Genomic DNA, 9,449 nt, shown 5'->3' on the forward strand with positions numbered 1-9,449 from the left:
AACTTAGAACTCCAGCCCAGCTTCACGAGCAGCATCAGCCAGCGCCTTGACGCGGCCGTGGTACTTGAAGCCAGAGCGGTCGAAAGCCACCTGCGAGACGCCAGCGGCTTTAGCACGCGTAGCGACCAGCTGGCCAACCTTAGTGGCCGCGTCGATGTTGCCAGTGGCGCCATCACGCAGTTCTTTATCCAAAGTCGAGGCACTTGCCAGGACTTTGTTGCCGTCGGCCGAAATGACCTGGGCGTAGATGTGCTGCGACGAGCGGAACACGCAGAGACGCACGACTTCGAGTTCGTGCATTTTCAGGCGTGCTTTGCGAGCGCGACGCAGTCGAGTAACTTTTTTGTCGGTCATTTGCTATGCCCTACTTCTTCTTGGCTTCTTTACGACGGACGACTTCGTCCGCGTAGCGCACACCTTTGCCTTTGTACGGCTCTGGTGGACGGAAGTCGCGGATCTCGGCGGCCACTTGACCTACCAGCTGCTTATCGATGCCCTTGATCAGGATATCGGTCTGGCTAGGAGTCTCAGCGGTGATGCCTTCCGGCAGTTCATAATCCACTGGGTGCGAGAAGCCAAGAGCCAGGTTCAGCACTGTGCCTTTTGCTTGCGCTTTGTAACCAACACCGACCAGCTGGAGCTTGCGCTCGAAGCCTTGGCTTACGCCTTGGACCATGTTGTTTACCAACGCACGAGTGGTACCGGCCATTGCGCGAGTCTGTTGATCGCCATTGCGAGCAGCGAAACGCAGCTCACCAGCTTCTTCAACGATCTCAACGGACGAATGGATGTTCAGTTCTAGAGTACCCTTGGCACCCTTCACCGAAAGCTGTTGGCCTGCGAATTTGACTTCGACACCGGCTGGCAGCTTAACGGGGTTCTTAGCGACGCGTGACATGCTTATCCCCCCCTTAGAACACTGTGCAAAGAACTTCGCCGCCGACACCGGCAGCGCGCGCAGCACGATCCGTCATCACACCTTTGTTGGTGGAGACGATAGACACACCGAGACCGCCACGAACTTTTGGCAGATCATCGACGGACTTGTACTGACGCAGGCCTGGACGGCTAACGCGCTTCACTTCTTCGATGACCGGACGGCCTTCGAAATATTTCAGCTCGATGGATAGCAACGGCTTGATTTCGCTGCTGATCTGATAACCCGCGATGTAACCTTCGTCCTTGAGGACTTTTGCTACAGCTACCTTCAACGTGGAAGATGGCATGCTTACGACGGACTTTTCAGCCATCTGGGCATTACGGATTCGAGTTAGCATGTCCGCTAACGGGTCCTGCATACTCATGGGCTAGACGCTCCTAATACAAAAAAATTAGCCTTGCGGCTACTACCTTCGCCGAGAAACTCCGCACGAAAAAAGCACGGGCTCAGGCGAGCCGGGTATTCTAGACACACCCCACAAATGAATCAAGCCCCAATAGGGGCTTGATTCAGATTCAAGGCCACCGGCGGTCAGGATCTTGCGATTCTGAACGCCGAGACTTTGACAGTACTTACCAGCTGGCTTTAACCAGACCTGGTACGTCACCACGCATTGCCGCTTCACGCAGTTTGTTACGGCCAAGGCCGAACTTGCGGTAAACGCCGTGTGGACGACCAGTCAGGCGGCAGCGGTTACGCATGCGCGAGGCGCTTGCGTCACGTGGCTGCTTCTGCAGAGCTACTGTAGCTTCCCAACGTGCTTCTGGACTTGCGTTCAGATCAACGATGATAGCTTTCAGTGCTGCACGCGCCTTGGCGTACTTGGCAACCGTGAGCTGACGTTTCAGCTCGCGGTTTTTCATGCTCATCTTGGCCATGGTCCTACTCCAATCAGTTGCGGAACGGGAATTTGAAAGCGCGCAGCAGTGCACGACCTTCATCATCCGTCCGAGCAGTGGTGGTCAGGGTAATGTCCAGACCGCGGAGAGCATCGATCTTGTCGTAGTCGATTTCCGGGAAGATGATCTGCTCTTTAACGCCCATGCTGTAGTTACCACGACCATCGAAGGACTTGGCATTCAGGCCGCGGAAGTCGCGAACCCGAGGCAGGGAGATCGACAGCAGACGATCCAGGAATTCATACATACGCTCACGGCGCAGAGTCACTTTGACGCCGATCGGCCAACCTTCACGGACTTTAAAGCCAGCGATGGATTTCCGAGCGTAAGTCACAACGACTTTTTGACCGGTGATCTTTTCCAGGTCAGCCACAGCGTGCTCGATGACTTTTTTGTCGCCGATCGCTTCGCCCAGACCCATGTTCAGGGTGATTTTGGTAACGCGCGGAACTTCCATCACGTTCGAAAGCTTAAGTTCTTCCTTAAGTTTCGGTGCGATTTCCTTCCGGTAAATCTCTTTTAGTCGTGCCATGGTCTTCTACCTAGCAGTGTTCAAGCATCAACCGCTTTTTGGGTCGACTTGAAGACACGAATTTTCTTGCCTTCTTCTACTTTGAAACCAACGCGGTCAGCCTTGTTGGTTTCGCCGTTGAAAATGGCGACGTTAGAAGCGTGCAGTGGCGCTTCTTTTTCGACGATACCGCCTTGTACGCCCGACGCAGGGTTAGGCTTGGTATGACGCTTGACCAGGTTCAGACCACCAACGACCAGACGGTCGTCAGCGAGAACCTTAAGCACCTTACCGCGCTTACCTTTGTCTTTGCCGGCGATCACGATGATCTCGTCGTCACGACGAATCTTTTGCATGTCGGATCTCCTTACAGCACTTCTGGGGCGAGCGAGACGATCTTCATGAACTTCTCAGTACGAAGTTCACGGGTCACTGGCCCAAAGATACGGGTGCCGATCGGCTCTTGCTTGTTGTTCAACAGAACAGCAGCGTTGCCATCAAAGCGGATAATGGAGCCATCTGCACGGCGAACGCCGTGACGAGTGCGGACTACAACAGCAGTCATCACTTGGCCTTTTTTCACTTTACCGCGAGGAATTGCTTCCTTCACGGTAACCTTGATGATGTCACCGATACCAGCGTAACGACGATGGGAGCCACCCAGCACCTTGATGCACATAACACGGCGAGCGCCGCTGTTATCGGCCACATCGAGCATGGATTGAGTCTGAATCATATAATTTCTCCGACCCCTAGTCCTTAGACTTCCACAGCGCGTTCGAGAACATCAACCAGTGCCCAAGACTTGGTCTTGGCCAGGGGACGAGTTTCACGAATAGTGACTTTGTCGCCGATGTGGCACTGATTGGTTTCGTCGTGCGCGTGCAGCTTAGTCGAACGCTTAACATATTTACCGTAGATCGGGTGCTTAACGCGGCGCTCGATCAGAACGGTGATGGTTTTGTCCATCTTGTCGCTGACAACACGGCCAGTCAGCGTACGGACAGTTTTTTCGGCTTCAGCCATGATCACTTACCTGCCTGCTGGTTGAGCACAGTCTTCACGCGAGCAATGTCACGCTTAACTTGCGAGAGCAGATGAGACTGCCCCAACTGGCCAGTTGCTTTCTGCATACGCAGATTGAACTGGTCGCGCAGCAGGCCGAGCAGTTGCTCGTTCAGCTGCTGTGCGGATTTTTCACGAAGTTCATTCGCTTTCATCACATCACCGTCCGTTTAACAAAGGAGGTGGCGAGCGGCAGCTTTGCAGCAGCCAGGGCGAAAGCCTCACGCGCCAGCTCTTCAGAAACACCCTCGATTTCATACAGGACTTTGCCTGGCTGAATCTGGGCAACCCAGTATTCGACGTTACCCTTACCTTTACCCATCCGAACTTCGAGTGGCTTCTTGGTGACAGGCTTGTCCGGGAATACACGGATCCAGATCTTGCCGCCACGTTTAACGTGACGGGTCAGAGCACGACGCGCTGACTCGATCTGACGAGCGGTGAGACGACCACGAGCTACAGACTTCAGCGCATATTCGCCGAAGCTGACTTTGCTACCGCGCAATGCCAAGCCACGGTTGTGGCCAGTCATCTGCTTGCGGAACTTCGTACGCTTTGGTTGCAACATTTGGCGTACCCCTTACTTAGCAGCTTTTTTACGAGGCGCTGGTGCTTGTGGCTTCAGCTCTTCTTGGCGACCACCAATTACTTCGCCTTTGAAGATCCAAACCTTTACACCGATCACACCATAAGTGGTGTGAGCTTCGTAGTTGGCATAGTCGATGTCGGCACGCAGGGTGTGCAGTGGCACACGACCTTCGCGATACCATTCAGTACGTGCGATTTCAGCACCGCCGAGACGACCGCTCACTTGGATTTTGATGCCTTTGGCACCAATGCGCATGGCGTTCTGTACAGCGCGCTTCATAGCGCGACGGAACATTACGCGACGCTCCAGCTGCTGAGCTACGCTCTGCGCAACCAGCATACCGTCGAGCTCCGGCTTGCGGATCTCTTCGATATTGATGTGCACAGGCACACCCATTTGCTTGGTCAGGTCCTGACGCAGTTTCTCAACATCTTCACCTTTCTTCCCGATAACGATACCCGGGCGAGCGGTGTGGATGGTGATACGTGCAGTTTGAGCCGGACGATGGATATCGATACGGCTTACGGACGCGCTTTTTAGTTTGTCTTGGAGATACTCACGCACCTTCAGATCAGCGAACAAATAGTCCGCATAAGTCCGGCCGTCTGCATACCAGACGGAGGTGTGTTCCTTGACGATTCCCAGGCGAATGCCAATGGGATGTACTTTCTGACCCATCTCTTCGACTCCGTTACTTGTCAGCAACCTTGACAGTGATATGGCAAGACCGCTTGACGATGCGATCAGCACGGCCTTTGGCACGTGGCATGATTCGCTTCAGCGAACGCCCTTCGTTGACGAAAACGGTGCTGACTTTAAGGTCATCAACGTCTGCGCCTTCGTTATGCTCGGCGTTGGCTACGGCCGACTCCAGCACTTTCTTGATGATCTCGGCGGCTTTCTTACTGCTGAAAGCCAACAGGTTGAGCGCTTCGCCCACCTTCTTCCCGCGGATCTGGTCGGCGACCAAGCGGGCTTTCTGGGCGGAGATTCGAGCGCCCGACAACTTAGCGGCTACTTCCATCATTCCTTACCCCTTAACGCTTGGCTTTCTTGTCTGCCACGTGCCCACGATATGTGCGGGTACCGGCAAACTCGCCTAGTTTGTGGCCGACCATGTCTTCGTTCACGAGAACTGGGACATGTTGACGACCGTTATGCACAGCAATGGTCAGACCGACCATTTGTGGCAGGATCATGGAACGGCGCGACCAGGTTTTCACTGGTTTGCGATCGTTCTTTTCCGCCGCCACTTCGATCTTCTTCAGTAGGTGAAGATCAATAAAAGGACCTTTTTTCAGAGAACGTGGCACTGTCGTATCCCTCTATTTACTTGCGACGACGGACGATCATTTTGTCGGTACGCTTATTACCACGAGTCTTCGCGCCCTTAGTCGGGAAGCCCCATGGCGATACCGGATGACGACCACCAGAGGTACGACCTTCACCACCACCATGTGGGTGGTCAACCGGGTTCATGGCAACACCACGAACGGTTGGGCGAACGCCACGCCAGCGTTTGGCACCGGCTTTACCCAGCGAACGCAGGCTGTGCTCGGAGTTCGAGACTTCGCCCAGGGTCGCACGGCATTCAGCCAATACTTTACGCATCTCACCAGAGCGCAGACGCAGGGTCACGTAGACACCTTCACGAGCGATCAGCTGAGCCGAAGCACCAGCGGAACGAGCGATTTGCGCGCCTTTACCCGGCTTCAATTCGATGCCGTGTACGGTGCTACCAACTGGAATGTTACGCAGTTGCAGAGCGTTGCCCGGCTTGATCGGCGCCAAGGCACCTGCGATCAGCTGGTCGCCAGCACTCACGCCTTTAGGGGCGATGATGTAGCGACGCTCGCCATCTGCGTACAGCAGCAGAGCGATGTGAGCAGTACGGTTTGGATCGTATTCGATACGCTCGACAGTGGCAGAGATGCCATCTTTGTCGTTACGACGGAAGTCGACCAGACGATAATGCTGCTTATGACCACCACCTATGTGACGAGTGGTAATACGGCCATTGTTGTTACGACCACCAGTCTTCGATTTCTTCTCGAGCAGCGGTGCGTGAGGAGCGCCTTTATGCAGCTCCTGGTTGACCACCTTGACCACAAAACGGCGGCCAGGGGAAGTCGGTTTGCATTTAACGATTGCCATGATGCACCCCTTCCTTACTCAGCACTGCTGCTGAAATCGAGATCTTGGCCTGGCTGAAGGGAGATAACTGCCTTCTTCCAGTCATTACGCTTGCCCAGACCGCGAGCAGTGCGCTTGCTCTTACCCAGAACATTCAGGGTAGTAACACGCTCTACTTTCACGCTGAACAGGCTTTCGACGGCCTTCTTGATTTCCAGCTTGGTTGCGTCGGTCGCAACCTTGAAAACGAACTGGCCTTTCTTGTCTGCCAGAACCGTAGCCTTCTCGGAAACGTGCGGGCCAAGCAGAACTTTAAATACGCGTTCCTGGTTCATCCCAGCAGCTCCTCGAATTTCTTCACGGCCGACACGGTGATCAACACCTTGTCGTATGCGATCAGACTAACTGGATCGGAACCTTGCACGTCACGTACATCAACGTGTGGCAGGTTGCGAGCAGCCAGGTACAGGTTCTGATCAACAGCATCGGACACGATCAGGACATCAGTCAGACCCATGCCATTCAGCTTGTTCAGCAGATCTTTGGTTTTCGGTGCTTCAACAGCGAAGTCCTGAACCACGACCAGACGATCAGTACGCACCAGTTCAGCAAGGATGGAACGCATTGCTGCGCGATACATCTTCTTGTTGAGCTTCTGGGAGTGATCCTGTGGACGAGCTGCGAAAGTGGTACCGCCGCCACGCCAGATTGGGCTACGGATAGTACCGGCACGAGCACGGCCAGTACCTTTCTGACGCCATGGGCGCTTACCGCCACCACGAACGTCGGAACGGGTCTTTTGCTGCTTGGTACCCTGACGGCCGCCGGCCATGTAGGCCACGACTGCTTGGTGAACCAGTGTCTCGTTGAACTCGCCGCCAAACGTCAGTTCGGAAACTTCGATCGCTTGAGCGTCATTTACATTTAATTGCATGTCAGCTTCCCCTTAACCGCGAGCCTTGGCCGCTGGACGTACAACCAGGTTGCCGCCAGTAGCGCCAGGAACAGCACCCTTGACCAACAACAGATTGCGTTCAGCGTCGACGCGCACTACTTCGAGGGACTGCACGGTCACGCGCTCAGCGCCCATATGACCGGACATTTTTTTGCCCTTGAATACACGACCAGGAGTCTGGCACTGGCCAATAGAGCCCGGGACGCGGTGGGAAACGGAGTTACCGTGAGTGTTGTCTTGGCCACGGAAATTCCAACGCTTGATCGTACCCTGGAAGCCTTTACCTTTGGACTGACCGGTCACATCGACCAGTTGACCAGCGGCGAAGATTTCAGCGTTGATCAGATCGCCTGCCTGGTACTCGCCTTCTTCAAGGCGGAATTCCATAACGGTACGACCAGCTGCAACGTTTGCTTTAGCGAAGTGACCTGCTTGAGCAGCAGTCACACGCGAAGCACGACGCTCGCCGACAGTGACTTGCACTGCACGATAGCCATCGGTTTCTTCAGTTTTGAACTGGGTGACGCGATTCGGCTCGATCTCAATGACCGTGACCGGAATGGAGACACCTTCTTCGGTGAAAATACGGGTCATACCGCATTTACGACCGACTACACCAATAGTCATGTTGTAAACCTCATGAGTGTACGGGGCTTTCACCCGCTATGGCCGCCCATTTCAGAGCGTTACACGACTAAGACCGAGTCTTAGCCGAGGCTGATCTGTACTTCCACACCGGCCGCAAGATCAAGCTTCATAAGTGCATCAACGGTTTTATCCGTTGGCTGGACGATGTCCAGTACGCGCTTATGAGTACGGATCTCGTACTGGTCGCGCGCGTCTTTGTTGACGTGCGGGGAGACCAGAACGGTGAACCGCTCTTTACGGGTAGGCAGTGGAATCGGACCACGCACTTGAGCACCAGTACGTTTCGCGGTTTCCACGATTTCCTGGGTGGATTGGTCGATCAGGCGATGGTCAAAAGCCTTCAACCTGATACGGATTTGCTGATTTTGCATTGGATTTCAGACTCCAGGCTGCTATTCCCACCGAGCGCAATACGCCCGTTAAAAGGAGGCGCAATTCTATAGACGGGCCCACACAGTGTCAACCCAATAAAAAAGCCCCCGCAAGCGGGGGCTCTTTCATCAATCAACGCTTAGGCGATGATTTTGGCTACGACGCCAGCGCCGACGGTACGACCGCCTTCACGAATAGCGAAACGCAGACCATCTTCCATTGCGATGGTTTTGATCAGGGTGACAACCATTTTCACGTTGTCGCCTGGCATTACCATTTCAACGCCTTCCGGCAGTTCGCAGTTACCGGTCACGTCAGTGGTCCGGAAGTAGAACTGTGGACGGTAGCCTTTGAAGAACGGAGTGTGACGACCGCCTTCTTCTTTGCTCAACACATACACTTCAGCTTCGAAGGTGGTGTGCGGCTTGACCGAACCTGGCTTGACCAGAACCTGGCCACGCTCAACGTCGTCACGCTTGGTACCACGCAGCAGAACGCCGCAGTTCTCGCCAGCACGACCTTCGTCGAGCAGCTTACGGAACATTTCAACACCGGTGCAGGTGGTGACGGTAGTGTCACGCAGACCAACGATTTCCAGTGGATCCTGAACCTTGACGATACCGCGCTCGATACGACCAGTCACAACAGTACCGCGACCGGAGATCGAGAATACGTCTTCGATTGGCATCAGGAACGGCTTGTCGATAACACGGATTGGATCTGGAATGTAGCTGTCCAGAGTCTCAACCAGTTTACGAACGGCAGTGGTGCCCATTTCGTTGTCGTCTTGGCCGTTCAGAGCCATCAGAGCGGAACCGATGATGATCGGAGTGTCGTCGCCCGGGAAGTCGTAAGTGCTCAGCAGATCGCGCACTTCCATCTCAACCAGTTCCAGCAGCTCAGCGTCGTCAACCATGTCAGCCTTGTTCAGGAAGACAACGATGTACGGAACGCCTACCTGGCGGGACAGCAGGATGTGCTCACGGGTTTGTGGCATCGGACCATCAGCGGCCGAGCAAACCAGGATAGCGCCGTCCATCTGTGCAGCACCGGTGATCATGTTCTTCACATAGTCAGCGTGACCTGGGCAGTCAACGTGAGCGTAGTGACGGATCAGCGAGTTGTATTCAACGTGTGCGGTGTTGATGGTGATACCACGAGCCTTTTCTTCCGGTGCGCTGTCGATCTTGTCGAAAGCAACAGCGGCCGAACCGAAAACTTCGGAGCAGACACGAGTCAGAGCAGCGGTCAGCGTGGTTTTACCGTGGTCAACGTGACCAATGGTGCCAACGTTGACGTGCGGGAGGTCACGTACAAATTTTTCTTTAGCCACGACA

The 9,449-nt window shown here is 54.6% G+C and carries 19 protein-coding genes; all 19 read right to left on the bottom strand.

Annotated features, from left to right (window positions below; all coding sequences use genetic code 11):
- Positions 1-3: 3 nt before the first annotated feature.
- On the bottom strand, positions 4-354 hold the full coding sequence (rplR, locus tag F8N21_RS15370; protein ID WP_003186037.1) for a 50S ribosomal protein L18: 351 nt from the start codon (positions 352-354) through the stop codon (positions 4-6).
- A gap of 10 nt (positions 355-364) precedes the next feature.
- Positions 365-898: a 50S ribosomal protein L6 gene (gene rplF, locus F8N21_RS15375; RefSeq protein ID WP_003176412.1), complete on the bottom strand. Its 534-nt coding sequence runs from the start codon at positions 896-898 to the stop codon at positions 365-367.
- A 13-nt stretch (positions 899-911) separates the two neighbouring features.
- The gene (gene rpsH, locus F8N21_RS15380; protein ID WP_003186040.1) at positions 912-1,304 is read right to left on the bottom strand and encodes a 30S ribosomal protein S8; all 393 of its coding nucleotides are present in this window, start codon (positions 1,302-1,304) and stop codon (positions 912-914) included.
- Positions 1,305-1,512: 208 nt separating this feature from the next.
- The gene (gene rpsN, locus F8N21_RS15385; RefSeq protein WP_150642940.1) at positions 1,513-1,818 is read right to left on the bottom strand and encodes a 30S ribosomal protein S14; all 306 of its coding nucleotides are present in this window, start codon (positions 1,816-1,818) and stop codon (positions 1,513-1,515) included.
- 13 nt (positions 1,819-1,831) lie between these two features.
- Positions 1,832-2,371: a 50S ribosomal protein L5 gene (rplE, locus tag F8N21_RS15390; RefSeq protein WP_003186044.1), complete on the bottom strand. Its 540-nt coding sequence runs from the start codon at positions 2,369-2,371 to the stop codon at positions 1,832-1,834.
- Between the two features lie 20 nt (positions 2,372-2,391).
- Positions 2,392-2,706: a 50S ribosomal protein L24 gene (rplX, locus tag F8N21_RS15395; RefSeq protein WP_150642941.1), complete on the bottom strand. Its 315-nt coding sequence runs from the start codon at positions 2,704-2,706 to the stop codon at positions 2,392-2,394.
- Between the two features lie 11 nt (positions 2,707-2,717).
- Entirely contained in the window at positions 2,718-3,086 is a 369-nt protein-coding gene (gene rplN / locus F8N21_RS15400; protein ID WP_002555479.1) for a 50S ribosomal protein L14, read from the bottom strand.
- Positions 3,087-3,109: 23 nt separating this feature from the next.
- Positions 3,110-3,376 (bottom strand): 30S ribosomal protein S17, encoded by a 267-nt coding sequence (rpsQ, locus tag F8N21_RS15405; protein WP_003176419.1) that lies wholly within the window; start codon positions 3,374-3,376, stop codon positions 3,110-3,112.
- Positions 3,377-3,378: 2 nt separating this feature from the next.
- Complete coding sequence (rpmC, locus tag F8N21_RS15410; protein ID WP_002555481.1) at positions 3,379-3,570, bottom strand: 50S ribosomal protein L29; 192 nt, start codon at positions 3,568-3,570, stop codon at positions 3,379-3,381.
- Positions 3,570-3,983 (bottom strand): 50S ribosomal protein L16, encoded by a 414-nt coding sequence (gene rplP / locus F8N21_RS15415; protein ID WP_027898303.1) that lies wholly within the window; start codon positions 3,981-3,983, stop codon positions 3,570-3,572. The genes rpmC and rplP overlap by 1 nt, the downstream gene beginning before the upstream one ends.
- Before the next feature lie 12 nt (positions 3,984-3,995).
- Entirely contained in the window at positions 3,996-4,682 is a 687-nt protein-coding gene (rpsC, locus tag F8N21_RS15420; protein WP_003176422.1) for a 30S ribosomal protein S3, read from the bottom strand.
- A gap of 13 nt (positions 4,683-4,695) precedes the next feature.
- Positions 4,696-5,028, bottom strand: a complete 333-nt coding sequence (gene rplV / locus F8N21_RS15425) for a 50S ribosomal protein L22 (RefSeq protein ID WP_003210077.1) — start codon at positions 5,026-5,028, stop codon at positions 4,696-4,698.
- A 13-nt stretch (positions 5,029-5,041) separates the two neighbouring features.
- Positions 5,042-5,317: a 30S ribosomal protein S19 gene (gene rpsS / locus F8N21_RS15430; RefSeq protein WP_002555486.1), complete on the bottom strand. Its 276-nt coding sequence runs from the start codon at positions 5,315-5,317 to the stop codon at positions 5,042-5,044.
- A gap of 16 nt (positions 5,318-5,333) precedes the next feature.
- Complete coding sequence (gene rplB / locus F8N21_RS15435) at positions 5,334-6,158, bottom strand: 50S ribosomal protein L2 (RefSeq protein ID WP_003176423.1); 825 nt, start codon at positions 6,156-6,158, stop codon at positions 5,334-5,336.
- Positions 6,159-6,172: 14 nt separating this feature from the next.
- Positions 6,173-6,472 carry a 50S ribosomal protein L23 gene (gene rplW / locus F8N21_RS15440; RefSeq protein ID WP_002555488.1) on the bottom strand — a complete coding sequence of 100 codons (300 nt, stop codon included), beginning with the start codon at positions 6,470-6,472 and terminating at the stop codon, positions 6,173-6,175.
- Positions 6,469-7,071, bottom strand: a complete 603-nt coding sequence (rplD, locus tag F8N21_RS15445) for a 50S ribosomal protein L4 (RefSeq protein ID WP_150642942.1) — start codon at positions 7,069-7,071, stop codon at positions 6,469-6,471. The genes rplW and rplD overlap by 4 nt, the downstream gene beginning before the upstream one ends.
- A 12-nt stretch (positions 7,072-7,083) precedes the next feature.
- Positions 7,084-7,719, bottom strand: a complete 636-nt coding sequence (gene rplC, locus F8N21_RS15450; protein ID WP_003186059.1) for a 50S ribosomal protein L3 — start codon at positions 7,717-7,719, stop codon at positions 7,084-7,086.
- Between the two features lie 80 nt (positions 7,720-7,799).
- Complete coding sequence (gene rpsJ, locus F8N21_RS15455; protein ID WP_003186070.1) at positions 7,800-8,111, bottom strand: 30S ribosomal protein S10; 312 nt, start codon at positions 8,109-8,111, stop codon at positions 7,800-7,802.
- Between the two features lie 140 nt (positions 8,112-8,251).
- On the bottom strand, positions 8,252-9,445 hold the full coding sequence (tuf, locus tag F8N21_RS15460) for an elongation factor Tu (protein WP_150642943.1): 1,194 nt from the start codon (positions 9,443-9,445) through the stop codon (positions 8,252-8,254).
- Between the last annotated feature and the right edge of the window lie 4 nt (positions 9,446-9,449).

Source organism: Pseudomonas fluorescens, from assembly GCF_902497895.1.
Taxonomy (GTDB): Bacteria; Pseudomonadota; Gammaproteobacteria; order Pseudomonadales; family Pseudomonadaceae; genus Aquipseudomonas; species Aquipseudomonas fluorescens_BP.

Bases quoted from the DNA above. Each gene is read 5' to 3' on its own strand.
- rplR (WP_003186037.1), bottom strand. From the start codon at position 354: ATGACCGACAAAAAAGTTACTCGACTGCGTCGCGCTCGCAAAGCACGC.
- rplF (WP_003176412.1), bottom strand. From the start codon at position 898: ATGTCACGCGTCGCTAAGAACCCCGTTAAGCTGCCAGCCGGTGTCGAA.
- rpsH (WP_003186040.1), bottom strand. From the start codon at position 1,304: ATGAGTATGCAGGACCCGTTAGCGGACATGCTAACTCGAATCCGTAAT.
- rpsN (WP_150642940.1), bottom strand. From the start codon at position 1,818: ATGGCCAAGATGAGCATGAAAAACCGCGAGCTGAAACGTCAGCTCACG.
- rplE (WP_003186044.1), bottom strand. From the start codon at position 2,371: ATGGCACGACTAAAAGAGATTTACCGGAAGGAAATCGCACCGAAACTT.
- rplX (WP_150642941.1), bottom strand. From the start codon at position 2,706: ATGCAAAAGATTCGTCGTGACGACGAGATCATCGTGATCGCCGGCAAA.
- rplN (WP_002555479.1), bottom strand. From the start codon at position 3,086: ATGATTCAGACTCAATCCATGCTCGATGTGGCCGATAACAGCGGCGCT.
- rpsQ (WP_003176419.1), bottom strand. From the start codon at position 3,376: ATGGCTGAAGCCGAAAAAACTGTCCGTACGCTGACTGGCCGTGTTGTC.
- rpmC (WP_002555481.1), bottom strand. From the start codon at position 3,570: ATGAAAGCGAATGAACTTCGTGAAAAATCCGCACAGCAGCTGAACGAG.
- rplP (WP_027898303.1), bottom strand. From the start codon at position 3,983: ATGTTGCAACCAAAGCGTACGAAGTTCCGCAAGCAGATGACTGGCCAC.
- rpsC (WP_003176422.1), bottom strand. From the start codon at position 4,682: ATGGGTCAGAAAGTACATCCCATTGGCATTCGCCTGGGAATCGTCAAG.
- rplV (WP_003210077.1), bottom strand. From the start codon at position 5,028: ATGGAAGTAGCCGCTAAGTTGTCGGGCGCTCGAATCTCCGCCCAGAAA.
- rplB (WP_003176423.1), bottom strand. From the start codon at position 6,158: ATGGCAATCGTTAAATGCAAACCGACTTCCCCTGGCCGCCGTTTTGTG.
- rplW (WP_002555488.1), bottom strand. From the start codon at position 6,472: ATGAACCAGGAACGCGTATTTAAAGTTCTGCTTGGCCCGCACGTTTCC.
- rplD (WP_150642942.1), bottom strand. From the start codon at position 7,071: ATGCAATTAAATGTAAATGACGCTCAAGCGATCGAAGTTTCCGAACTG.
- rplC (WP_003186059.1), bottom strand. From the start codon at position 7,719: ATGACTATTGGTGTAGTCGGTCGTAAATGCGGTATGACCCGTATTTTC.
- rpsJ (WP_003186070.1), bottom strand. From the start codon at position 8,111: ATGCAAAATCAGCAAATCCGTATCAGGTTGAAGGCTTTTGACCATCGC.